At 52.0% G+C, this 24147-nt stretch carries 28 protein-coding genes; 11 read left to right on the top strand and 17 right to left on the bottom strand.

The features are described 5' to 3' along the window. Positions 1-74: 74 nt before the first annotated feature. The 4 genes from frr to rpsB all read right to left on the bottom strand — a co-directional run bounded on the left by frr (position 75) and on the right by rpsB (position 3177). The gene (gene frr, locus JQC75_RS05595; protein ID WP_203326464.1) at positions 75-632 is read right to left on the bottom strand and encodes a ribosome recycling factor; all 558 of its coding nucleotides are present in this window, start codon (positions 630-632) and stop codon (positions 75-77) included. Between the two features lie 43 nt (positions 633-675). Further along, positions 676-1401, bottom strand: coding sequence for a UMP kinase (pyrH, locus tag JQC75_RS05590; RefSeq protein WP_203326463.1), 726 nt, complete (start codon positions 1399-1401; stop codon positions 676-678). A 68-nt stretch (positions 1402-1469) separates the two neighbouring features. Then, positions 1470-2321, bottom strand: coding sequence for a translation elongation factor Ts (gene tsf, locus JQC75_RS05585; RefSeq protein WP_203326462.1), 852 nt, complete (start codon positions 2319-2321; stop codon positions 1470-1472). 127 nt (positions 2322-2448) lie between these two features. Next, a complete protein-coding gene (gene rpsB / locus JQC75_RS05580) occupies positions 2449-3177 on the bottom strand; it encodes a 30S ribosomal protein S2 (RefSeq protein ID WP_041410171.1) in 729 nt (242 codons plus the stop codon). 312 nt (positions 3178-3489) lie between these two features. Between rpsB and map the strand changes: the two genes are divergently transcribed. The 4 genes from map (at position 3490) to JQC75_RS05560 (ending at position 8332) form a co-directional block, all read left to right on the top strand. After that, the gene (gene map, locus JQC75_RS05575) at positions 3490-4290 is read left to right on the top strand and encodes a type I methionyl aminopeptidase (protein ID WP_203326461.1); all 801 of its coding nucleotides are present in this window, start codon (positions 3490-3492) and stop codon (positions 4288-4290) included. A gap of 8 nt (positions 4291-4298) precedes the next feature. Next, on the top strand, positions 4299-6869 hold the full coding sequence (gene glnD / locus JQC75_RS05570; RefSeq protein WP_203326460.1) for a bifunctional uridylyltransferase/uridylyl-removing protein GlnD: 2571 nt from the start codon (positions 4299-4301) through the stop codon (positions 6867-6869). 26 nt (positions 6870-6895) lie between these two features. After that, a complete protein-coding gene (gene dapD / locus JQC75_RS05565; protein WP_203326459.1) occupies positions 6896-7720 on the top strand; it encodes a 2,3,4,5-tetrahydropyridine-2,6-dicarboxylate N-succinyltransferase in 825 nt (274 codons plus the stop codon). 264 nt (positions 7721-7984) lie between these two features. Continuing rightward, positions 7985-8332 carry a DUF3718 domain-containing protein gene (locus JQC75_RS05560; RefSeq protein WP_203326458.1) on the top strand — a complete coding sequence of 116 codons (348 nt, stop codon included), beginning with the start codon at positions 7985-7987 and terminating at the stop codon, positions 8330-8332. Positions 8333-8372: 40 nt separating this feature from the next. Here JQC75_RS05560 and purU read toward each other — a convergent pair whose 3' ends face one another. The 6 genes from purU to JQC75_RS05530 form a co-directional block, all read right to left on the bottom strand. Further along, a complete protein-coding gene (purU, locus tag JQC75_RS05555; RefSeq protein WP_203326457.1) occupies positions 8373-9218 on the bottom strand; it encodes a formyltetrahydrofolate deformylase in 846 nt (281 codons plus the stop codon). A 159-nt stretch (positions 9219-9377) separates the two neighbouring features. Then, the gene (locus JQC75_RS05550; protein WP_203326456.1) at positions 9378-10835 is read right to left on the bottom strand and encodes a PTS transporter subunit EIIC; all 1458 of its coding nucleotides are present in this window, start codon (positions 10833-10835) and stop codon (positions 9378-9380) included. Next, a complete protein-coding gene (locus JQC75_RS05545; RefSeq protein WP_203326455.1) occupies positions 10799-11263 on the bottom strand; it encodes a flavodoxin in 465 nt (154 codons plus the stop codon). Before JQC75_RS05545 ends, JQC75_RS05550 begins: the two co-directional genes overlap by 37 nt. Before the next feature lie 47 nt (positions 11264-11310). Continuing rightward, positions 11311-11628, bottom strand: a complete 318-nt coding sequence (locus JQC75_RS05540) for a hypothetical protein (protein WP_203326454.1) — start codon at positions 11626-11628, stop codon at positions 11311-11313. Positions 11629-11637: 9 nt separating this feature from the next. After that, on the bottom strand, positions 11638-12450 hold the full coding sequence (gene truC / locus JQC75_RS05535; RefSeq protein WP_239002089.1) for a tRNA pseudouridine(65) synthase TruC: 813 nt from the start codon (positions 12448-12450) through the stop codon (positions 11638-11640). Then, positions 12440-12778, bottom strand: a complete 339-nt coding sequence (locus JQC75_RS05530; protein ID WP_239002088.1) for a YqcC family protein — start codon at positions 12776-12778, stop codon at positions 12440-12442. Before JQC75_RS05530 ends, truC begins: the two co-directional genes overlap by 11 nt. 99 nt (positions 12779-12877) lie before the next feature. Here JQC75_RS05530 and JQC75_RS05525 point away from each other — a divergent pair, with 99 nt between their 5' ends. The 3 genes from JQC75_RS05525 (at position 12878) to JQC75_RS05515 (ending at position 15925) form a co-directional block, all read left to right on the top strand. Continuing rightward, the gene (locus JQC75_RS05525; RefSeq protein ID WP_203326453.1) at positions 12878-13891 is read left to right on the top strand and encodes a DUF3549 family protein; all 1014 of its coding nucleotides are present in this window, start codon (positions 12878-12880) and stop codon (positions 13889-13891) included. Next, a complete protein-coding gene (locus tag JQC75_RS05520) occupies positions 13888-14277 on the top strand; it encodes a DUF3301 domain-containing protein (protein ID WP_203326452.1) in 390 nt (129 codons plus the stop codon). The genes JQC75_RS05525 and JQC75_RS05520 overlap by 4 nt, the downstream gene beginning before the upstream one ends. A 1477-nt stretch (positions 14278-15754) precedes the next feature. Beyond that, entirely contained in the window at positions 15755-15925 is a 171-nt protein-coding gene (locus JQC75_RS05515) for a hypothetical protein (RefSeq protein ID WP_203326451.1), read from the top strand. A gap of 102 nt (positions 15926-16027) precedes the next feature. On the opposite strand, the gene JQC75_RS05510 is transcribed toward JQC75_RS05515, so the two are convergent. After that, the gene (locus JQC75_RS05510) at positions 16028-16339 is read right to left on the bottom strand and encodes an Mpo1-like protein (RefSeq protein WP_203326450.1); all 312 of its coding nucleotides are present in this window, start codon (positions 16337-16339) and stop codon (positions 16028-16030) included. Beyond that, on the bottom strand, positions 16329-16970 hold the full coding sequence (locus tag JQC75_RS05505) for a GNAT family N-acetyltransferase (protein ID WP_203326449.1): 642 nt from the start codon (positions 16968-16970) through the stop codon (positions 16329-16331). Before JQC75_RS05505 ends, JQC75_RS05510 begins: the two co-directional genes overlap by 11 nt. Positions 16971-17104: 134 nt before the next feature. Between JQC75_RS05505 and JQC75_RS05500 the strand changes: the two genes are divergently transcribed. Continuing rightward, a complete protein-coding gene (locus tag JQC75_RS05500) occupies positions 17105-17335 on the top strand; it encodes a DUF2789 domain-containing protein (protein WP_203326448.1) in 231 nt (76 codons plus the stop codon). Between the two features lies 1 nt (position 17336). Here JQC75_RS05500 and JQC75_RS05495 read toward each other — a convergent pair whose 3' ends face one another. Next, positions 17337-17693 carry a DUF3192 domain-containing protein gene (locus JQC75_RS05495; RefSeq protein ID WP_203326447.1) on the bottom strand — a complete coding sequence of 119 codons (357 nt, stop codon included), beginning with the start codon at positions 17691-17693 and terminating at the stop codon, positions 17337-17339. A 144-nt stretch (positions 17694-17837) separates the two neighbouring features. Here JQC75_RS05495 and JQC75_RS05490 point away from each other — a divergent pair, with 144 nt between their 5' ends. Together JQC75_RS05490 and JQC75_RS05485 are read left to right on the top strand one after the other, a co-directional pair. Further along, entirely contained in the window at positions 17838-18146 is a 309-nt protein-coding gene (locus JQC75_RS05490; RefSeq protein WP_203326446.1) for a hypothetical protein, read from the top strand. Next, a complete protein-coding gene (locus JQC75_RS05485) occupies positions 18146-18919 on the top strand; it encodes a Zn-ribbon-containing protein (protein WP_203326445.1) in 774 nt (257 codons plus the stop codon). Before JQC75_RS05490 ends, JQC75_RS05485 begins: the two co-directional genes overlap by 1 nt. 83 nt (positions 18920-19002) lie before the next feature. Here JQC75_RS05485 and syd read toward each other — a convergent pair whose 3' ends face one another. After that, on the bottom strand, positions 19003-19650 hold the full coding sequence (gene syd / locus JQC75_RS05480) for a SecY-interacting protein (RefSeq protein ID WP_203326444.1): 648 nt from the start codon (positions 19648-19650) through the stop codon (positions 19003-19005). A 59-nt stretch (positions 19651-19709) separates the two neighbouring features. On the opposite strand from syd, the gene queF reads away from it, so the two are divergent. Continuing rightward, on the top strand, positions 19710-20567 hold the full coding sequence (queF, locus tag JQC75_RS05475) for an NADPH-dependent 7-cyano-7-deazaguanine reductase QueF (RefSeq protein WP_203326443.1): 858 nt from the start codon (positions 19710-19712) through the stop codon (positions 20565-20567). 65 nt (positions 20568-20632) lie between these two features. On the opposite strand, the gene JQC75_RS05470 is transcribed toward queF, so the two are convergent. The 3 genes from JQC75_RS05470 to JQC75_RS05460 form a co-directional block, all read right to left on the bottom strand. Then, complete coding sequence (locus JQC75_RS05470; RefSeq protein ID WP_203326442.1) at positions 20633-21472, bottom strand: 4'-phosphopantetheinyl transferase family protein; 840 nt, start codon at positions 21470-21472, stop codon at positions 20633-20635. Between the two features lie 262 nt (positions 21473-21734). After that, positions 21735-23783 carry an elongation factor G gene (gene fusA, locus JQC75_RS05465; RefSeq protein ID WP_203326441.1) on the bottom strand — a complete coding sequence of 683 codons (2049 nt, stop codon included), beginning with the start codon at positions 23781-23783 and terminating at the stop codon, positions 21735-21737. A gap of 137 nt (positions 23784-23920) precedes the next feature. After that, the gene (locus tag JQC75_RS05460) at positions 23921-24124 is read right to left on the bottom strand and encodes a hypothetical protein (protein WP_203326440.1); all 204 of its coding nucleotides are present in this window, start codon (positions 24122-24124) and stop codon (positions 23921-23923) included. Positions 24125-24147: the final 23 nt, after the last annotated feature.

Below are 24147 nucleotides of genomic sequence, written 5' to 3'. Positions count from 1 at the left end.
AACCCTATAAATAAACAAACGCCGTGTAGTATACCCCTACACGGCGTCTTAACTCTAGCTTGCTGACCTGAGGGTTAGACCTCCATCAACTCCGCTTCTTTGGCAGCCAAGAGCTCATCGATCTTCTTAATGTGCAGATCGGTGATTTTCTGAACTTCTTCTTCAGAGCGACGTACATCGTCCTCGGTGCACTCTTTCTCTTTCTCCAATTGCTTGAAGCTGGAGTTGGCATCACGGCGTACGTTACGAATGGCAACACGACCCTGCTCGGCTTCGGCGCGAACCACTTTAACCAGGTCACGACGACGCTCTTCGGTCAGTGGCGGCAGCGGAATACGGATAGTCGCACCGGCTGACATGGGGTTCAGACCCAGATCAGACATCATGATGGCTTTCTCTACCGCCTGGATGGCGCTGCGGTCAAACACGTTTACCGCCAGGGTACGAGAGTCTTCAATGGTCACGTTACCCACTTGCTTCAGGGGCGTCATGGAACCGTAGTAGTTTACCTGAATGGTATCCAGCAGACTTGGGTGGGCACGGCCAGTACGTACCTTGGCCATCTGGGCCTTAGTGGCCTCTACACACTTGCCCATGCGATCCTGAGCATCTTTCTTGATATCTTCAATCACGTTAAATGTCCTTTTCGGTCATTAATGTTCGCAAACTTGTCGCTTATTTCTTGATGATGGTGCCTTCACCTTCACCCATGATAACACGGCGCAGGGCTCCGGGCTTGTTCATGTTGAATACCAAAATAGGCATATCATGGTCACGCGCCATGGTAAAGGCAGATAAATCCATCACTTTCAGTTCTCTTTCGAGAACATCGGCATAGGAGAGTTCATCGTATTTGATGGCTTCAGGATCTTTCATAGGATCGGCAGAGTATACGCCATCAACTTTGGTGCCTTTTAACACGACATCGGCTTCAATTTCAATGCCACGCAAACAGGCGGCTGAGTCGGTGGTGCAGAAAGGATTACCGGTACCGGCGGCAAAAATCACCACGCGTCCGGACTTGAGCAGGCTGATAGCCTCGGCCCAGTTGTAACGGTCACACACACCATTGAGCGGAATCGCTGACATCAGACGGGCATTCACATAGGCACGGTGCAAGGCATCGCGCATTGCCAGACCATTCATCACGGTCGCCAGCATACCCATGTGGTCACCCACCACGCGGTTCATACCTGCCTTGGCAAGACCTTCTCCACGGAACAGGTTACCACCACCAATCACTACCCCGACCTGGATGCCCAGTTCTACCAGTTCTTTGATTTCCTGAGCCATACGATCCAGCACGCTGGGATCAATACCGAAGCCCTCGGACCCCATCAGGGCTTCACCACTTAACTTAAGAAGAATGCGTCGAAATGCTGGTTTTGGATTGGTGCTCATGATTTTTATCCTGGTTATAACAAGACCGCAGCGGCTGCTGCGGTCTTGGAGTACTTACCTAGCGGCGATTAGGCCTTTTGAGAAGCAGCGATTTGCTTGGCCACTTCGGCCGCGAAATCTTCTTCTTTCTTCTCGATACCTTCACCCACTTCAAGACGGATGAAGTTAGTTACAGAAGCGCCTTTCTCTTTCAGGAATTCGCCAACTGTCTTCTTGGGCTCCATGATGAATGGCTGACCGGTCAGAGAAACCTCACCGGTGAACTTCTTCATACGGCCTTCAACCATCTTCTCGGCGATTTCTTTTGGCTTGCCTTCGTTGATGGCGATTTCAACCTGAACTTCACGCTCTTTGGCAACCACTTCAGCAGGTACGTCTTCTGGGTTTACGTACTCAGGCTTGGAAGCCGCAACGTGCATGGCCAGGTGCTTCAGAGTTTCTTCGTCAGCAGTACCGGTAACCACTACACCGATACGGTCGCCGTGGCGGTAAGCAGCAACGTTTTCACCGTCGATGTACTCAACGCGACGTACGTTGATGTTTTCACCGATTTTGGCAACCAGAGCAACACGAGCTTCTTCAAACTGTGCTTTCAGGTCTTCAACGGATACTTTACCGGCAGCAGCCACTTCCAGAACCTGGTTAGCGAAAGCCAGGAAGTTAGAATCTTTGGCTACGAAGTCAGTCTGACAGTTAACTTCCAGCAGAGCAGTGAAACCAGCACCTTGCTTGATCAGGATGGTACCTTCAGCAGCGATGTTACCGGCTTTCTTGGCAGCTTTGGCAGCGCCACTCTTACGCATGTTATCGATAGCAAGTTCGATATCACCGTTAGTCTCTTCCAGAGCCTTTTTACAATCCATCATGCCGGCGCCAGTGCGCTCACGCAGTTCTTTAACCAGGGCAGCAGAAATTGCCATTGTTAAATTCCTCTTTGAGTTTCGGCAATCATTTGCCGAGTAAGCAGGTATAAAACAGGGGCCCACGGGCCCCTGTTAACCAATCATTGATCTTGGTTAATAAGGGAGATGAAGCTCATCAACCTTATTATTCGGCTTCAACGAAACCGTCTTGCTCAGCTTGTACAGCCAGATCCTGACCACGGCCAGCTTTGGCAGCAGTAGCAGCAGCTTCGGTGTACAGGCGGATAGCACGCATAGCGTCGTCGTTACCAGGAACGATGTAGTTCACGCCGTCTGGAGAAGCGTTGGTATCAACCACAGCAACTACTGGGATACCCAGGTTGTTGGCTTCTTTGATGGCGATGTGCTCGTGGTCGGCACCGATCACGAACAGCGCATCAGGCAGACCGCCCATGTTCTTGATACCACCCAGAGACTTCTCGAGCTTTTCCAGCTCGCGAGTGCGCATCAGGGCTTCTTTCTTGGTCAGCTTGTCGAAAGTACCGTCAACAGACTGGGTTTCCAGCTCTTTCAGACGCTTGATAGACTGACGAACGGTTTTCCAGTTGGTCAGCATACCGCCGAGCCAGCGGTGATCAACATAGTACTGGTCACAAGAAACAGCAGCTTCTTTGATAGCTTCGCTGGCAGCGCGCTTGGTACCAACAAACAGAATTTTACCTTTCTTGGAAGCTACGTTGCTGATGAAAGCCAGAGCTTCGTTGAACATTGGTACTGTGTGCTCGAGGTTGATGATGTGTACACCGTTGCGGGCACCGAAGATGAATGGCTTCATCTTTGGGTTCCAGTAACGGGTCTGGTGACCGAAGTGAACACCGGCCTGGAGCATGTCGCGCATTGAAACTGTAGTCATTTTGAATACCTTAAAAAGTAAAAGGGGTTTGACCTCCACGCGTCCCATGACCTCGACTCCCGGCCTTTGGCCAGAAGCACCCCGAGGCATGTGCCGACACGTGTGCGATTTAGTATTTACAGATTAGCCATGTATAATGGCCGCCATATTTCACTCACCACTGCCCGGGTGTCCCCTACGCGGTGTTTTTGAGAGTCAAACATAACGGCGCGCTTTATACCATAAATCAGCCTGCAACACAAATTTTTGCGGGCTGATTTATGGCACGTCAGCGCCCCAATTCCCTGTGATACTAGGTGAGAAAACAACTGCATGAGTATAGTCATCAAGACCGCCGATGAGATAGAAAAAATGCGCGCCGCAGGTAAGCTGGCCGCAGATGTTCTTGAAATGATTGCCCCCTTCGTTAAGGCCGGCGTCACCACCAATGAACTCAACGATATTTGCGCCAAATACACCGAAGAACAGGGTGCCATTTCAGCGCCGCTTAACTATCACGGGTTCCCCAAGTCTATCTGTACCTCGGTCAATGAAGTCATCTGCCACGGCATTCCTTCTGACCAGCCACTGAAAGACGGTGACATCCTCAATATCGATATCACAGTCATCAAAGACGGCTACCACGGCGACACCTCCAAGATGTTTTTCATTGGCGATGTGTCTCCCAAAGACAAACGTCTGTGCCGCATAGCCCAGGAAAGCCTCTATGCCGCTATCCGCAAGGTGCGCCCCGGCATGAAACTGGGTGAAATCGGTGCCACCATCGAGAAAGTGGTAAAGGGAGCCAAAACCGGTCTGGAGAAGTACAGCATTGTCCGTGATTACTGTGGTCACGGCATTGGTGCCACTTTCCACGAAGAGCCTCAGGTCGTGCACTACAAAAACACCGACAACACCCTACTGCGGCCCGGCATGTGCTTTACCATTGAGCCCATGATCAACGCAGGTCGTCACCAAACAGTGCTCGACAAAGACGATGGTTGGACTGTGACCACCATCGATGGCAAAAACTCCGCCCAGTACGAACACACACTGCTGGTGACAGAGACGGGTGTGGAAGTACTCACCCTGCGCAGCGAAGAAGATTTCCCCCGCATTATCAATCATAAATAAGGTAATCCATGACGACGGCTCAGCAGGCCAAAGCCTCTTTGCAGGCGCTGAATCAGGAACTGGCGCTGGCCTTCGCGGCCCGTGAGGATGTAGTCGAACTGGTCAGGCGCCGATGCCGGGTCGTCGATGAATTACTGCAAACCGCCTGGAGCCATCATGGCCTGGGAAATTTCCCCATCGCCCTGGTTGCGGTGGGGGGATATGGGCGCGGCGAGCTGCACCCTCACTCTGACATAGATTTGCTGATGTTGGTGGATGAAAAGCTCCCCAAAGAAGCCGAGTTTGTGCTGGGTTACTTTATTGCGTTTTTGTGGGATGCGGGCCTTGAGATTGGCCACAGCGTTCGCACCATCAAAGACACCCTCACCTTGGGCCGGGAAGATATCACCATCGCCACCAATTTGTTGGAGGCGCGCCTCCTTGCTGGCAAAGAGTCGCTGTTTGATGAGCTTTACGACGCCATCCGCACCTGGGACTTTTGGCCATCGAGCGATTTTTTCGTGGCCAAGCGGGATGAGCAGCAAGCCCGTCACACCAAGGCCAGTGCATTCGATTTGGAGCCCAACGTCAAGAGTTGCCCGGGCGGCCTTCGCGACATCCAAACCGTTGCCTGGGTTGCCATGCGTCATTTCAATGCCTCACGCCTCGAGGAGTTGGTTGGCCACGATTTTCTCGAGCCCATAGAGCTTGAGGAATTATTGGAGTGTCAGCACTTTTTGTGGCAAATCCGCTTTGCACTGCACATTGCTTCCGGACGGGACGAAAACCGCCTGCTCTTTGACCTGCAGCGCCAGGTCGCTGAGCTCATGGGGTACGAAGACAAGACTCAGCTCGCCGTCGAACAGATGATGAAGCTCTATTACCGCACGGTTCGGCGGGTGATGGAGCTCAATGAGATGTTGCTGCAGCTCTTTAAACGCGCGACCCTCGGCCACACCAAGGCGTTGGAAATCGTGCCGATAAACGATAGCTTTCAGCGTCGAGGCAGCTTTATTGAGGCTCTTTCGGCCAATCCGTTCGTCAAGCCGGAAGACATCATGGGGCTCTTCCTGCTGATTGCCCGTAACTCCAATATCCGGGGTATTTACGCCCCGACGCTGCGCTCCATGCGTCAGGCCCGTAAAGCGCTCACCCAACCACTGATGGAATACGCCGAGTGCCGTCAGGTATTTATGGAGATCCTGCGCCACCCGCGGGGGATCTCAGCGTTTTCCCTGATGCATAAACACGGTATTCTGTCGGCCTATCTGCCAGCCTGGCGCGCCATCGAAGGCCAGATGCAGTTCGACCTCTTTCACGCTTACACGGTGGATGAACATACCCACAGGCTGCTGCTCAATATCGAGCGTTTTTCTCAGCCCGAGCAAAAAGACGAATTCCCCCTGGGATCCGTGCTGATTAACCAGTTACCGAAGAAAGGTCTGCTGGTGCTGGCGGCTATCTTCCATGATATTGCCAAGGGTCGGGGCGGCGATCACAGTAAACTTGGCGCCGTGGATGCGTTGGCATTTTGTAAGACCCATGGCCTGAACGATCATGATGGCCGGCTCGTAAGCTGGCTGGTGGAAAACCATCTGGTAATGTCAGTAACCGCCCAAAGGCGGGATATTTCAGACCCCGATGTGGTGGCTGACTTTGCCGGCAAGGTGCGCGATGCCGTGCACTTAAGTTATCTCTATTGCCTCACGGTGGCGGATATCTGCGCCACCAACGAAAAAACCTGGAACAACTGGAAAGGCTCACTGCTGCGGGATCTGTACTTTTCGACCCAGCGGGTACTGGCTCGCGGTAAAGAAAAACCGGTGGACATCCGTGCCCGGGTGCGGGAATACCAGGCCAAGGCTAAAAAGGAGCTCTTGCGCCGTGGCGTGAAAGAGAAAGAACTCGATGCGCTCTGGGCCAGGTTCAAAGCCGATTACTTCCTGCGCCACCAGCCCAATCAAATCGCCTGGCATGCCGAGGGCATTCTCAAACACCGCCAGGATGAGCCATTGGTGCTGATTTCCAAGCACACCACCCGAGGCGGCACAGAGCTTTTTGTTTACTGTCAGGATAAGCCCAAGCTGTTTGCCACCGTCATGGCAGTGCTGGACAACAAAAACATCAATGTCCACGACGCCACTGTGATGACATCCAAGGACAACTATGCCCTCGACAGCTTTGTTATTCTTGAGCAGGACGGCGAACCCCTGATGCAACTGTCCCGTATTCAGAGCATTCGCAAGGGGCTTGAAAAGGCGCTCGCCAGTGAAAACCCCAGACCGCCGAAGTTCCGTAAACTTTCCCGCAAGATGAAACCTTTTAACGTACCTACACAGGTCAGTTTTCTGCCGGGTAGCCGTCATGGTACAAGTATGATGGAACTTATCGCTCTGGATATGCCCGGCCTGCTCGCAAGAGTGGGTGACATCTTCTACCGCTGTGAGATAACCTTGCTGGCAGCGAAAATCACCACCATCGGTGAGAGGGCTGAAGACTTTTTCGTACTGCAAACCAATGACGGTCACGCCCTGAGTGAAGAGGAACAGCGACGGCTTAAAGAGGCACTTATCAGTGCCCTGTCCCAGACAAATTTTTAATACCTTATCAAAACGGGAGAACCCACATGGAGGCTTTACGCCAGCGTATTGAGGCGGCTTTTGAAGCTCGCGCAACTATCACCCCAGGCAGTGTCGAGCCAAGCGTCCGCGCCGATGTTGAAACAGTCATCAACATGCTCGACAAGGGCGAAGTACGCGTGGCCGAGAAAATCGATGGCCAGTGGCATGTTAACCAATGGCTGAAAAAAGCCGTTCTGCTGTCGTTCCGCATCTTCGACAACGGCGTTATTGAAGGTGCTGAAACCAAGTACTTCGATAAAGTACCAATGAAATTTGCTGACTACGACGAAGCACGTTTTCGCGCCGAAGCCATTCGCGTTGTGCCCCCTGCCGCTGTTCGTAAAGGCTCTTTTATCGGCAAAAACACCGTACTGATGCCGTCTTACGTAAACCTCGGCGCTTATGTTGACGAAGGCACCATGGTTGACACCTGGGCCACCGTGGGCTCCTGTGCGCAAATTGGTAAAAATGTACACCTGTCAGGTGGTGTCGGCATCGGTGGCGTGCTCGAACCGCTGCAGGCCGGTCCTACCATCATTGAAGACAACTGCTTCATCGGTGCCCGCTCTGAAATTGTGGAAGGTGTAATCGTTGAAGAAGGCTCGGTGATATCCATGGGCGTTTACATTGGCCAGAGCACCCGAATTTACGACCGTGAGACAGGTGAAATCCACTACGGCCGCGTTCCAGCAGGCTCTGTGGTAGTGTCAGGCACCCTGCCGTCTTCCTGTGGCAAGTACAACCTGTATGCCGCCATCATCGTGAAAAAGGTAGATGAAAAGACCCGTGGCAAAGTAGGGATCAACGAACTGCTGCGTATCGTAGATTAAATAGTACACAATATAAAAAAGCAGACTCAGGTCTGCTTTTTTATTGCCTGAACTTATCCACCGCAACGTAATGGCGGTGCATTACATCAAACAACATTCAAACACTTGGCTGCATGCATGCAAAACTATCCCCCGCCAGGCCCCACGGGACATACAGCACGGTGGACAGTCACAATTCCATACAGAATGACATACTTTATGTATCGCTTTTGTGTAAGGACAGGACTGTAATCTAGGGGTGTCCGTACAACCAGGAGAGTACAAATGAAGATGCAACACGCCTTTGCCGCACTGACTTTGGGATGTCTGAGCCTTGGTGCAACAGCCGCCATGAGCCCTGAGGTTGAAAACAAACTGATTGCGGTATGCAAAGCCGGATTGAGTGACAGTCAAATCCGATTCCACTCAACCATGAAAGAACATCGCATCAACGAAACCCGGGTGTTCCCTCGCTTGGTATGCAATGGTGAAACCTTCTATGACTTCGCCGTATCCAACGGGTCAAACCGCACAGCTGAGCGCATTGCCCGCTATCTGCCCGGCAAGGTAACCATTAAAGATTTGGCCATGAACCATGCCGATGAAATGCTTTATGTAGAGTTCGACAAATAGCACAAAAAGGCGCCGAGGCGCCTTTTTGGTGGGTGCTGTGTTAAAACACCACGGTTTTATTACCGTAGACCACAACCTTATCGGCCAATACCAAACCCAGCGCCCGGCTCAACACCGACTTTTCCACATCCCGTCCAGCCCTTGCCATTTCCAGTGCACTGTAATTGTGATCCACATGGATCACGTCCTGTTTGATGATGGGGCCTTCATCCAGACAATTATTCACAAAGTGGGCAGTGGCTCCGATTATCTTCACACCACGCTCCCAAGCCTGCCGATAGGGGTTAGCTCCAATAAACGCCGGCAAAAAAGAGTGGTGAATATTGATAATGCGATTGGGATAACGCCCAACAAATTCCGGCGTCAGAATGCGCATAAACTTGGCCAGCACCAAATAATCCGGCGCATAGGGTGCAATCACTTCGGCCAGTGCCGCTTCATGCTGGTGTCTGTCCAGACCTTCATGGCAGACATGATGAAAGGGAATATCAAACTTTTCCGTGAGCGGCCTGAGCTTGTCATAGTTACCGACGACTGCGGCTATCTCCACGTCCAACGCGCCATAATAGGCCTTCATCATCAAATCCCCGAGGCAGTGGGCTTCCTTGGTCACCAACACCACCACTCTTTTGCGTCCCGCAGGTTTGAGGCTGGTGTGATGATGCGCTGGCAGCACCTCATCCAGGGCGCCGAGTAAACTGGCTTCATCCACAAGGCCTTCAAGCTCAGTGCGCATAAAAAATCGCCCCTCGGTATTGTCGACAAATTCGTCGTTTTTGATGATGTTGAGGCCATTTTCAAAACACACGCCCGTGATTTTGGCAATAAGACCCTTGGCATCGGCACAATCGGTAATGAGTACCCGGCGATCTGATGGTTGTGACACACACTTCCCCTCTTTGTTGTATTTTGGGCAGCATGCCACAGGCGTTGCAGCAATAGCGAATTACGCTGATTTTTATCGGGTAACAGCGAAATATACCGACGCCTGCAAAAAATAACGTAAAAAACCGGCAGTAAATTTGGGAATTCAATAACCAACTTATCAGGTGCGGGTATCAAGATACCGCTGCAGCAGCTTTCTTAAGGTTTCAGCCTTGGTGCCAAATACCAGTTGAACGCCACTGCCAACCACAATTACGCCCTTGGCTCCCAATGACATCAATCGCTGTCGGTCTACCAGAGTGGGGTCTGACACACTGATCCGAAGACGAGTAAGGCAAGCAGATAAATCAGCAATATTTCCACCGCCTCCCAGCGCAGAGACGATGGCAATTAAATTGCGCTGCTGGCCGGTATCGGCTTCAAAGCGACCGGGGGTTTTAAGGTTAAACGCCAGAATACAGGCCCGGAAAAGAATGTAGTAAATAACAAATGTCAGCGGCCCCAGGAACCAAATCCAATGGGTATTACTCGATTGGGGAAACAGCAGTACAAAATCCACCAGACCATGGGAAAACACTACGCTGTGGTGAATATCAAGCAAAATGGCGATGCTGTAAGCGAGGCCTGTCAGCAGGGCGTGACACAGATACAAGAGCGGCGCCACAAACAGGAAAGCGAATTCTATGGGCTCTGTGACCCCTGTCAGCCAGCTGGCGGTCGCGGCCGATAACATGACTCCGGCAACCCGGTTGCGTTGATTTCTGTCGGCGCAGCGCCATATCGCCAGTGCGGCCGCAGGCAAACCCCACATTTTAATCAGGTAACCACCGGCAAGGTTACCCGCAGAAGGATCGCCAGCAAAATATCTTGCCATCTCCCCCCGCACAATGTCGCCATCATGGGCATATTGCCCCACTTCCAAATAAAAAGGCGCATTCCAAATATGATGCAGCCCCAGCGGCAGCAATAACCGCTCAACCATGCCGTAGAATCCAAAGGCAATGGCAGGCTCCTGATACACAGCCCAGTCAGATAAACGCTCAATAGATAATGCCAGGGGCGGCCAGATAAAGGCCAGCATCACGGCCAGTAACATGACCAGGGGGATCATAATCAGCGGGGCGCTGCGTCTGCCTTCGAAAAACGAAAATACCGCGGGTAGCCTGAGTTTTTCACTGAGTCGCACCGCAACACAGGTGATCCCCCCCACCAACATGCCTCCGGCAATGCCGGTATCTATGGTGGGGGTTCCCCACACTATGTGGGATGGCAACTGATAGACCTTGGCTGCCGCTGCCAGTGTAGAGAGCAGCACGCCGTAGCCGAAGGCGGCTGAGAAGGCCGCAATCCCCTGATCGCGGCAAAAGCCGATGGCCACCGCAATGGCGAACAGCATGGGCATGATGTCGAAAATGAGCTTGCCCACACTCAACATCAACACATTGAACACGTCAGGAATAAAGGGCAAGGGATTGGTGGCAATCCCTATCATGACCCCCGCAGCCGGTAATATGGCAATGGGAATGAGCAGCGTTTGCGACAAACGCTGGGCAAACCTGAACCAGTGGCGGTTCAGGCGGGTTAGTCGTTCAGGCCGAGCTGAACTTGCTGGTGCCATTGCGTCAGCCACGTTTTGGCCTCTAATTCAGGTTCCATAGTGTCCATTGCATCGATTCGCAGCAGCGGCAAAACCTGCTTGGCTCCAAGCTCTGTAAAGAGTGCATCCAGTTTTTCGCCGGCACCGCAATACTCGCTGTAACTGGAATCCCCCAAGCCAACCACACTGTAATGGAGGCTAGGCAAGTAAGGGGCAGTGGATTGGATGCGGTAGTACCAAGACTGGATGTCTTCCGGTAAATCACCACTGCCAGTGGTGGATGACACCAGAATCAATAATCCCTCGTTACTGGGAGTAAAGTCGTTCAACTCATGGGATTGCCACAGCCGCACGCCATATCCCAAACCAGCGAGTTCATCCGCCAGGGTTTCAGCCACAAACTGCGCACTGCCATAAACGGTACCGAATACCAGGTCGACGTGTTTCATTCGGAATAAGTCTCACGGTTTAATATAAAATAATCAGTAATATGGGCTCAAACATACGCGAAAGCAGCGACCACAGGCAAGTCGTCATATTCATTGGCGGTTTTTCCGCTATTCGTGCTACCTTGATAGAGGTTCTGCTTCAACCCCTTTTCGGGAAAGGACACATTTGAAGCACAGATAACCACGGACGGATGCTCATCAACGGGAAGCACGCCATGCAACCGAGCTGCCGCAAGAAACAGCACAAGGCCTGTCAAAACAGGCGAAGCCGTTACTTTCAAAGTCAAAAAATCTGGCCCGATGTTCCCCATACCCAAGTTGCCGGTTTTGTCAGCCTTGCCGAGATCAAAGCAAGGCTGAAACAAGCAGGCTGATCAGGCAATAAGCATGGATGGCGATAACGCCAGCGTCGCCTCATCCCATCCAAGCCCGGAAAACACCCCAAGCCATTCAGACTCCAACTCAGTCTCAATGGCCAGCGGAGCCCCCGTCAGTGGGTGTGTCAGCTCCAGTCGTTTCGCAATCAACCACAGACGATTAATTCCAAAGTGCTCCCGGAAAAAGCGATTTTGTTTACCATCACCATGGGTTGTATCACCCACGATAGGATGGCGCAGATGAGCCATATGCCTGCGCAGCTGATGTTTGCGCCCCGTTTGTGGCTGCAGATGCATCAGGGCAAAACGGCTGCTTGGATAACGCCCCGATGAATAGGGAATCTCACTGTTCAGCAGTGGCCGATAGGCCGTGATGGCTTCCTGGGCAGGCTTATCGGGGTCAACATCTTTATCGGCAAGTTCATCCAACTCTTCTTTAAGAGCGTAATCAAGCACACCCGCCTCAAACATGTTGCCACGCACCAGAGCCAGGTAGTGTTTGCGAATACTGTGGTTGGCAAACTGACCGCAAAGGATATTGGCCACCTCGCTGGATTTGGCAAAGAGCAACACGCCCGATGTGGGCCGGTCAAGGCGGTGAACCGGAAACACATGACAACCCACTAGGTCGCGGGTCAGCTGCATCGCAAACCAATGTTCTTTTCGCGCAAGATAAGTGCGATGCACGAGCAGCCCCGCGGGCTTATGAATAGCCACCATAGCCTCATCTTCGTAGAGGATCTCAATGGCCGGTGCCGTGTCAGCAAATGCCAACTCAAAAGTACCGGCCTGTACTGGTTCATTTTCCATTAACGGCATCATCCAGGTTTGCTATCGCAGTCAGCAGAGATTCTTTGTCGGTGTCAGCGCCCCAAACATGCTGGGCCATGGGCAGTAAACACATGGCTGACGGAAGGGGTTGTTTCGCTTCAAGCAGTGCACGAAATCTTGGCAGAAAGATAAACTGCAACCACTCATCAAAAGCCATTAAGTCACAACCAAATGGCGCCTGACTCGCCAATGCCTCAGTCGATGGCATTTTATCCCGCCACAGTGCGGCCGACTTGAGCGCGTATTCCAACTCATCGAGCAGTGATAATAACTGGGCATCAGACACAGACAAGGGGGCAGCGGACACAGGAAAGACTCTCCTAAAAAGGCCAATTGTACCATCTTGCGCCACTTAACCCTATAATGGCGCCCCATCGGAACACTCTCTTTTACAGGCCGCAGTCAGATGGCAGAAATCACCAGCATCAGTCAATTTCTTTCCACCGCCAAGACCCAGTTTCAGGTGTACGATCTGGGGCGCCGGGTGCAACATATCGACGCCATGGCCTTTGCCCAAATTGAAGCGTTGCAGGCTCCTTATCCCTATCCCATTCAGGGACACGCCAAAATGGCACTGGTATTTTGGGATGCCAGCGAACAGCACTTTGTGTGGTTTATCAGCTTGCCACTGGATGAGCGGGGTCTGCTGAGCCCTGCGCCGCGCAGTCAGTTCATTCACATGATTCTTGAGGCTCTTGGACAGGACTTAACCCGGACGTTGAGCGAAGATGAGCAACAAAAAATGGCCAATCATCCATTCAGCTTCAAGCCCACGCAGGAGAAACTCGCGGTATTTAATGCCTTGGTGCGCCGTCATCTCGGGCGTTCGGCCTCCAGCCAGTATGAATTTGCCGCTCAGTATTTATCGGGCCAACTGCCACAGGACACCTGGCCTAACGTGGGGTTTCAGGGCTTGGCCGACATCAGTGTGAGGCTGGGTGAACTGGATCATGCCGCCATGGTGGCCCGTGCTCTTGAGTTCGCCCCGATGGAAGTTCAAATAGCGCTATGCCAGTGTCTGGAGCATGTGCTGGTACCGGAAGCCGTGAAAGACGCGCTGCTCGCAGGGCTGGAAGAGCACAGGGATGCACGCCTCATCTATTTTTTAAGGGCCCTTGGCAGCCAGCCTGATGCCTCGGTGCAGGCCATAGCGTCATTGGCCGAAAAACGATTGCTCACCGAAGAAGTGCTGATTTGCATCGCCGGTCGGAATTGGCTGGCTCTGCGGGATGACATATGTCGCAAAAGCTTCCTTGAAGCCCTGGCGCTGATGCCGCAAGACTTTTTCAATCAAGTCTTTGCTGATATTGTGGCTATACCGGCACTGCGCACTTCCATGCTGATGGCCATCCGGGATCCAAATCGCATCGATGCCCTGTCTCTGGCCATCGGCGGACTGTTCAAGGCGACCAAATCATGATGACCGACCTGCTGTTACTCCTTGGCGTTGCTTTAATTGCAGCGTTTTTTTGGCAATTGAGACAAATGGCCGAAATTGCCCGAATGTTCGCCGAAAAAGAAGCCAAGCGCCAAAATGTACAATTGCTGGCAATCGCTCAGCTCAGCGCAAAACCCACGCTGGGCGCCAGTACAGGCATTGGTTGGAAAGCAAGCTATCTTTTTGAATTTTCAACCGATGGCATTAATCAATATCGTGGCCACATCCATATGTTGGGTAAAAAAATTCAAAAAATTGAGTGGCCGATTTTTCCCGAGCCAGAATGGCACCAGGCCCCGACAGCAAGGGGCTCGTTGGGGGGAGGCTGCGGGAGCAAAAGCAGTTGCAGCTCTGGTAGCTGTCGCTGAGCTTTGTCCGCTGCCGCTAATGATAGGCGTCAGTTATATGAAAGCCGAAACTCCCGGGGCAAATACAACCGCTGTTGTAACCTCAATCACGAGTTCATTTGCAATGTAAAGCGGCACACTGCAGTTGAGTTGGAAAGCGGGCACTGGCCCGCTTTATTTTTGGACTTAACATCAGCGGTTGGAAAACCGGCAACCGCATGGCAACAATCGAGTGCCTGCAAGAGCGCGTTAGTTACACGGCGCTTAGTACCGCCATCATTTAGTAATGCCCATTACACGACTTGAGAAAAAAGTCAGAGTAACAGCAGCATTAAGCCAATGATGAGCAGTCACCAACCCGGCTGATTAAGACTGCACCGTCTAAACGCACAAGTTTAAAAATAAGAAAGGGTGCGGTTCTTTCGAACCGCACCCATCTGTTTCCCTGTTAAGCCATCCAGCTATTGTTGTGCTCCCTGCACCATCCATGCGTATGCGTTGCTTCCTGCGTCGTCCCTGGCTTTCCTTTGCTTGTCCATGTACTTGCGTACTTTCCATCTCACTCGGTTATCCCTTGACCGAGCCTGCTCCGTCCATGAGCGTGTCCTGATTTCATCCTTGATGAGTGTCCATACTCAACCGTCCATGTTTTGCGCCGTCCGGGGCACTCAAACTTTCCTTCCTGGAGAGCTCTGGCGTCCTTTGCCACTATTCCAACATCCTGTTGGCACATCCTGTGGTCTACTTCCTTGTCCGACACATCCTGCATCGGTTCTCCGCTCCTGGAGACGTTCCTGTCATCTTCCTGATATGGCATCCATTGCCAGCATCATTCCCTCGACAATTTGAATTTTACTGATTGCTGCGAATATAGGGTGGGGTTTACACGAATGTGATCATTGACCAAAATATGTCACATTGAGAAACACGGTGTAATTAGCTGTTTTTAAATACAATTTGCTTCCACTTGGGAAATTCATTCTATGCACAGCCCCGCATCTCTCACATAAGGTGTGAGAAATATCTCACACTGCATGCAGTCAGTTTGTCTTTTGCCCCAAGCGTAGCTTCGACGGCCCGACAGCCAAATGAAAAGGTGACACAAAGAAAAAGGGCGCGTCTTAAAGGCGCGCCCCATTTTTACCTTGTTAGCTATCCCGCTAAGTTGTGCTCCCTGCACCATCCATGCGTCTAGTCGCATCCAGCGTATTCCTGGCATACAAGCCATGTCCATGTACTTACGTACTCAATCCCTTGACCGGTCGCTTCCTGGTAACCGTTCCTGCTGCATCCCTGAGCGCTATCCGTATCGCGTCCTGCGTACTGATCCTTTCAGTACTGACTCCATCAACCGCTAATCCTTAACGGTGCTGTTCGTCCTGAACCTGTCCAGAATATCCTGCTGTCTTCCTGACTGAGGCGTCCTGCCTGTCCTTACCGCCAATGCGTCCATAGCTGGCGTTTGTCCCTGCGCGTCCTGCCGGGTGCGGCACCTTCAATGGCACCGATGGAAAAGGAACATCCTTATTCGTTTCGTGGTGCAAGCCATTCCCTGACTGCAATTGAAGTTTATCAAACAGAAAGAGAAAACGTGATGCAAGGCGCGTTGACTGCAGTCGGCGTTATTAACGCATCGGGAAAGAAACAAAGACAACCAGCTGATTATTAATAGTAAAATGAAAAAATCACGGCGAACTTCGAGTGAATCTAGCCGTATTATCCTACGCTGCGTGTGAGATATATCTCACACAACCTATAGAGATATATCTCATTAGGTATTTTGGCGTTGTCTACCGGAGATAAAATCCCACAACATTACCCAATCCCCCAAAAAACTGTACCAGGGATGACGAAATGTCGCAGGGCGATTTTTCTCAATAAAAAAGTGACCTATCCACGCAAATCCATACCCCACTACAGGCAACAACCAGGCCCACTGCCACTGACCCGAGATAAATAAAACCAATAACAGTATAAGCACCAGTGAAGAACCCAGGTAATGGAGCCCCCGGCAAAGCGGATGGGAATGCTCGCTCAGGTAATAGGGATAAAACTCGCTGAAACTGCTGAATCTAGGCTTCATTGGACTGCCTGCGATAAAACATGAGTTCGCCTTCCACCTTATCAAAATGAATAGGCCCAATGCTTTCAAAGCCATTGGATTGGAACAGATGTTTTTGTGAGGCTTGGCTGACAAATACGCCAATGCCATCCAATTCAGGCTGATCGTCACACCAGGACTGCACCGCTTTGAGCAGTTGCTGTCCATGACCTTTACCCTGCTCGGTGGGCGCCAGCGCGATAAATTGCAAAATACCACAGGCCTTGCCTGGGAGATGTTCCAGGATCTGGGCCTCTTTCTTCAATATCATCTGGGTTGACTGCCAACCTGTTCCCAGCAGCATTTTGAGGCGCCAGTGCCAATTTTTAGCATCGCCCAGAGGAGCATGCTGAGTGACCACACAGGCAATACCAATGAGGCGGTCTTCATCAAACCAGCCAACCAGTGTTTGCTCCTGTTGCCATAATTCGTTGAGTTCTTCGCGAATGGCTGCCCGGAGCTTTTGCTCATAGGATACCTTGTCATCGTAACCAAGGGTTTGCATAAAAAAGGGGTCATCATGGTATGCGTTATACAGAATTGAGGCAGCGACCCTCAAATCCTCCGCCGTAAGATAAACAGCGCGAAACCTTTCCTGAGTCTGGTGTTCCACTCTTGCTATTCCTTGATCCAGATCACACTCAAACCAATGTAACAAGCCCTACAAAAAGTGCAATTATTAATCGAGTTTGCCTTTTTAGCACGAGCAATCAATTATTAACCCATGGTGTCAGTCGGAGGAATACTATGGATACGACCCCCGTGGATCTCAGCCATTTATTTGAACAGTTGGGACTGGAGAGCAGCGATAAGGCCATCAGCCAGTTTATTGATAAACACACAATAGGCGCCGACCTGGCCATTTGGCAGGCCGACTTCTGGACACCGGCACAGGCCGGATTTTTAAGAGAGTCACTGGAAGTGGATGCCAACTGGTCAGAATTGATTGACCTGTTGGACACCCGGCTACGCAAATAAATCAGCCCTTGCGATAGGCCGTTTCGCCCCAGCCAACCAAGCGATTGTTGTGCAGTATCACAGGAGTGCATTCTTCTTTGGTGGTACTGCCGTCGCCGTGCAATCTGTGTGTGCGATAGAAAAACACCTGAACGTCTTTACCATCCGCTTGCCAGGCTTCATAAAAATCGGCATTGCCCATCAACGCCAGTACCTGGGACTTGTCCATTCCAAGACTAAGTTGAGTCAGATGCTCTCTGTTCTCAAGCTGCTTTTTTTCCCAATCCTGATAACCGCTGACACTCTCACCTACATTAACAACACAACCACCGAGCGCCAAACTCCCCGCCAACATCAAACCCAAATAAACTGATTTCATTCCTTTTCTCCTTATGATGACCGCTGTGATAAACTCACAGCCATAGCGGCCAAAGGTCAGCAAGAAACAAGCCAAAATATAATCCATTGTTTTAAATAGACTTATGTTTTCAGCTTGTGCATTTATTAAGGAATTTCACCAACTATGAGTCAAATTGAGCAGGTGCTGGCAGTGGCCCGTTCTTTAGAACTGAAAGGACTGGAGCCCAGCGTTGCCCTCATTAAGGCCAATCTGGCAAAGTCCGTCCCCATGCCTGTCATCATCAAGGGGCTGACCCAGTTCAAGCAACTCAGTCATGCCGACAAGGTAAAACTGACAACATCCATCCCCGAAGCAACAGAAGACGCACCAGCCTCAGAGCTTGATGCGCTGCAGCAGCGGGTTGCCATGCTTGAAACCCTGTGTCAGCAGTTGAATGAACGCATTAAGACACTTGAAGAGGGCAAACACTGATGTTTGTTTGCGAAGTACGATTTGAGTGTTTTGCAGACACCACCATCAGCGCGGCCCAGCATGCCATTAATCACCTGCTCGAGGCGTGGCGCGCCAACGGACAAATTCTCGGTCGCGAGTTTGCCGTCAGCTTTAATGACGGTGAATTTAGAGCCCGCCTGATGCTGCCGGCACAGGATAGTCTGGCCAACCGTCACAACAGTCCTTGGGCCAAAGCCGCACTGAAAGGACTCACGGATGCCAAGCTGCTTCCGCCACGGGAAAAACTGCTTGGGCAGGACATCAATGCCAATGAAAGCGCGACACAAACACCTGAGTGGCAGTTGCTTTACACCAGCTATGTGCACATGTGTTCTCCAGTGCGCAGTGGCGATAACCTGTTGCCAATCCCGCTTTACAAGTTGCCGGCGACCTTCAATGGCGATCACAAGCAGTTGATCCGCTGGCAAACCGAATGGCAGGCCTGCGACGAGTTACAGATGGCGTCGGCGACCAAGGCGGAATTTGCTGCATTGGATGAGCTCTGTAATGTCGGAAGCGATCTGTTTCGCCGTGGCTGGGATCTCAGGGGACGCATCGAATACCTCACCAAAATCCCAACCTATTACTACCTGTATCGGGTAGGAGGCACCAGTCTACAGGATGAGCAGGCACGCCCCTGTCCCCGTTGTGGCAGCGCGAGCTGGCGTTTGGACGAACCCCTGCTCGATATGTTTCATTTCCGCTGTGAGCCCTGCCGTATCGTGTCCAATCTGTCCTGGGACTATCAATAACACAGACCGGCTCCAACGAATCGAGCGAATCGAGCCAACAAAAAAGCGCCCTTGGGCGCCTTTTAGATTCTTGATACTGACATTTAGCGACCCGTCAGGTTGTGCCACATTCGCTTGAGACTGGCAAATATGCCGGGATGGGGCGTTGCGGCAACCGCATACTCTTCATGGCGCTGAGGGGGTGCCACCCGCGGGTTCAGCTGCTGCAAAAAGGCTTCCAGACTGTCTGCCAACTGTTCATGGGGCTCCTGGCCTGCGACCTCTCGCCAAACACTGCCATCGGCATTATTCACAGAAATCATTTCATCCACGTCGCCAATCAAGCCAATAAACCAGGTCTGGGGCTGCTTCAGCTGCTTTTTCATCATCAGGTGACCGAGTATGTTTTGCTGCAACAGTACAAAATCCTCTTCGTTCCAAATCTGGATCAGTTCCCCTTCTCCCCAGGGCGAGTCAAACTGAAGTGGACCGGCGAAGAGATGGCCATAAAAGCCGTTGATATCACTGTGTAATTCAATACCCATGGCATGGGATACATTATCGAATACCGCCGCTTCGTGCCTTGGCACCATCTGCCATGGCTGTGGCGCCTCGCTGTCGGCAATTGCGCCATCAGCCAGGCAAGGTGACATCCTGCCATGGGTAAAGCAACGGGGAAGTTCACCCAATCGCTCAACAAAGGCCGCCTTGTAGATTTCGTGAAATTTTGTCAGTGCTGCCAGACAAGACACTTAAGAACCGTCCAAACTAGGTTATAATGTGCCCCTATTTTGACACGGAAAGATGTTTGATGACACGAAATCACGATCCCTATAGTGGTGCCGCCGAGCTTGAGGGGCTGACCCTGGGTCAGGCCACTGAGTACCAGGCTGAGTATGCGCCATCACTGCTGCAAGGGGTTCCCAGAAAACTCAATCGGGATGCCATCGCCCTTACAGGCACTTTGCCTTTTCACGGAACCGACCTCTGGACCGGCTATGAGCTGTCCTGGCTGAACGCCAAGGGTAAGCCCATGGTGGCCATTCTGGATGTTCAGTTGGATGTGAACAGTGAAAACCTGATCGAGTCCAAATCCTTTAAGCTGTACCTCAACAGCTTCAACCAGACCCGCTTTGGCTCAGTTGAAGACGTCAGCCACACCCTGGAAAAGGACTTGGCCCAGTGCGCCAAAGGCGAGGTCAAAGTGAAGGTTATCGAGCCCAAGCACTTCGGCCTGGCCCGTATTGTAGAGCTGCCCGGTACCTGTATCGATGATCTGGACATTGAAGTCGACAACTACGACTTTAATCCCGACTACCTTGAAAACAGCACCGACGACAAACAGTTGGTGGCAGAGACGCTCAATTCCAACCTGCTTAAGTCAAACTGTCTTATCACCTCACAACCGGATTGGGGCAGTGTGATGATCCGTTACCAGGGGCCCAAGATAGACAGAGAGAAATTGCTGCGCTATCTCATCTCGTTCCGCCAGCATAACGAGTTCCACGAGCAATGTGTTGAGCGTATCTTTACCGATCTCAAACACTACTGTGGTTGCAGCAAGCTGACGGTATTCGCCCGTTACACCCGCCGTGGTGGACTGGATATCAACCCGTTTCGCAGTGATTTCGAGCACCTGCCGGAAAACAATCGTTTGGCTCGCCAATAGTGCCAAAGCGATTAGACGCGTTCGATAAAAGCAGCCATCAGGCTGCTTTATTTTTTGATAAAGAGTTAAGACTGATACTCGCCCAGTAAACTTTGTAATGGCCGCTGATTCAGCATCACCTCAACGCTGACCTTATCTTCAGCCCCCAGGGTAACTGCGAGACGATAATCACTGTCTATGTGTCCAAGCCAGGATTGCCACTGAGTGCAGTTCGGCTCCCGAGCAAGCATTTTAGGTTCAAGCCCTTGATAAAATTGTGTAAAGCCTTCCTTCTGTCTTAAGCTCGCAAGGTTAAGATCGAAGGCGAAGCTTTGCAGCCCCTCAGCCAGCCCCCTGCCGGTTGCCTTGATGTAAGACTCTTTCAATGCCCATAAATCAAAAAAAGCATCCCGTTTAAGGGAGTTATCCAGTGACGCCAGATAAGCCTGCTCCGGAGCCGAAAAATAGTGACGATAAATGGCATTGATGTCGGTATTGGTGCGTTTACGCTCTATATCCACACCAAGATACAAGCCCCTGTTATGTTTGCCTGTGCCATCATCTTCGGCCCGGATAACACCCACCAGCAACAGGTCTCCGCTGTGGCTAAGATTAAAGGCAAAGGGTCCGCCTTGTTGCCGGCGCAATTCTGGCTTGCCCTGAGTGCCATAATCAAATCGAAACGCCTCGGGAGCCATCTGCGTCTGGCGCGCAAGCTCGGCTCTGAGACAAAGCCTCACCAAGCGTTGTCGCATTGACAAACCGGGTAAGGTAGCCCGGCCAATGCGGGCGAGCTCATCGTCGCTGAGCCAATGACTGCAGCGATGCGCCAACTGCTCAATCTCTTCTCCCACATCCTTGAGCGCCGGCAATTTCACCAGGGTTAAGGTCAGGGTTAAACCGCGGTTGGTAATCGAATTGGGCATTGGTTACTCGCGTGACTGAAAAAGACATAAAACGGCTGACAGAGTATAACCGACACCACCCGGGTTTCGGAGCCCTATCGCCTGTAGCGAGTGCCCTTGTGCCCATACAGATGCTCGCCATCTCACACCACTCGGGATGTCCTGTCCCCATCCGTGGCGCGCAAACCGAAGACATAAAAAAGCGGCGCCGGGAAGGAGATCCACAAAGCGCCGCAATGGTTTGGGAGAGATGCCTGTAAACTGCTGCTGGCAAACAGCTGGTTCAGTCGTCTTTATCCTCTATGGTACGCAGCAGGCCTTGCTGCACCGCCGGGGGAACTATCTCGTAGCGGGCAAAGCTTAAGGTAAACTCACCTTCCCCTGAGGTCATGGACTTAAGCCGGGTGGCATAATCATCCACTGTGGACAGGGGCGCTTCGGCCAATACCTTTACCTTGCCATCACGGCGGGCTTCTGTGCCGCAAACCATGGCGCGACTGGAGCTGAGGTGCCCGGTAATGTCGCCCACATCGTCGGCGCCCACCACAATTTCCATGGACACCAGAGGCTCCAAAATCACCGGATTTGCCTGCAAAAAGGCGTCATAGAAGGCTTTTTTACCGGCCATCACGAAGGCTATTTCCTTGGAATCGACGCTGTGGTGCTTACCGTCAAGCACGGTCACCCGCACATCCTCCACCGGATAGCCGCCGAGACGCCCCACCTTAAGCGCTTCACGTACGCCTTTTTCCACCGCAGGGATAAACTGGGTAGGCACGGCGCCGCCAACCACCTTGGAGACAAACTCGAACCCTTGCCCCCTTGGCAGTGGCTCAACGGTCAGTTCCACCTCACCAAACTGCCCGGCACCACCGGACTGCTTTTTATGGCGATAGCGTGCCGTTGCTGCCTTGCACACGGTTTCCCGGTAAGCCACCGCCGGCTTGCAGGTCTCCATGTCGACTCGGAATACGCTTTGGGCCTTTTCCAGTGCAATCTGCAAATGCAAATCCCCAAGGCCACTCAGCACCGTTTGCCCTTCTGCATCGTTTTGCGACACCGCAAGGCTGGGGTCTTCTGCAATCAGTTTGGCCAGCACCTCGGCAATTTTTTGCTCGTCCCCACGACGCTTGGGCGACACTGCCAGACCGAAAATCGGCTGGGGCATTTTAAGCTCCCGCAGATGGAACTCGTCTTCATCGTGGCTATCGTGCAGCACAGAGCCCACTTCCAGCTCATCGATTTTACACAGAGCGCAGATATCACCGGGGATGGCGGTCTCTACCTCTGTGGTTTCGGCGCCCTGGAGCTTAATAAGGTGAGCCACTTTCACCGGTTTGCGATCGGCACCAATAAAGAGCCGCATGCCACTTTCCATCGTGCCCTGATACAAGCGGAACACAGCAACCCGGCCAAAATAGGGGTCTATGCCCACCCTGAACACCTGTGCCAGCACATGGTCATCCGGGCTTTGGGTCACATCAACGGGTTCAGCCTTGTCGCCGAAACCTTTGATAAACTGTGGCGGGTTGGCTTCCAGCGGGCTTGGCATCAGCTTAACCATGATTTCAAGCAAGGAGCTGATACCGATATCAAGCTCTGCACTGGTAAAACAAATGGGTACCAGATGCCCCATTCTTAGCGCCGTCTCCAAAGGCTCGTGGAGCTGTTCAGCACTGAGCATTTCACCCTGCTCCAAATACAGGGTCATCAGGGCTTCGTCTTCTTCCAGCACTGTGTCCACCAGCTCGTCCCGTGCCGAGGCGGCCTGTGAAAAGAGCGTGGGGCGAGTGTCTTCGCAGTGCAAATAGCAATCCACCACATCGTTGCCGTCGGCAGAAGGCAAGTTCACCGGCAGACAGCGGGGGCCGAAGGTGGTTTGCAGCTCTTCGATAATGGCGGGCAACTTATCCAAATGCCCATCTATGTGGTTCACGCAAATACACACCACCTTGCCCTGTGCCCGGGCGGCTTCGAATGCCCGGGCGGTTACCGGCTCTATCCCTGTGGCAGCATTCACCACCAACAGCACAGATTCAACGGCTGGCAACGGCAGCAGGGAGCGTCCAAAGAAGTCGGGTAATCCGGGGGTATCGATAAGGTTGATGTGATGTTCGTCGAAGTCGAGATTAAGAAAGGATGGTTCGAGACTGTGTTGGTGGGCTTTTTCCTGGGCAGTGAAATCGGCATGATTTGTGCCCTTATCCACCCTGCCCCGCTGGTTTATGACCTTGGCACCATAAAGCAGTGCCTCTAGCAGCGAGGACTTACCCGCTCCGGTATGCCCAAGCAAGGCAAAGTTGCGGATCCTCGCGGTTTGGTACTCAGCCATAACGGCCTCCTTGTGTCACATTCTACTTGGCTACAGAAGCAGTATAGTTCTGAGAATAGACACAGGATTTGACTGAGGTCACAAGACCAACCAGTAAAATCTGTTGGTCTTGATAAGGCTTTATGTATTCAGTTTTTTCAGCAACGTTTTGAGGGTAAACGAGAACCCGTTGTTTTTACGGCGCGGCAATCGGAGTTACTGCCGGTTACCGTTTTTTCCTGCTCGACACCAGCCTCACCGGAACTATCAGAACCGGTCATATTGGTATTGGCACAGCCAGCCAAAAACATGGTCAGGCAAAGTCCCAAAACTGTCGCAAAACTCCCTTTGAATACAGACATCTCTCTCTCCATTAATTAAAACT

Source organism: Shewanella litorisediminis (assembly GCF_016834455.1).
Classification (GTDB): domain Bacteria; phylum Pseudomonadota; class Gammaproteobacteria; order Enterobacterales; family Shewanellaceae; genus Shewanella; species Shewanella litorisediminis.
The sequence above is the reverse complement of the archived record's forward strand: the minus strand, read 5'-3'. Positions and strand labels throughout refer to the sequence as shown.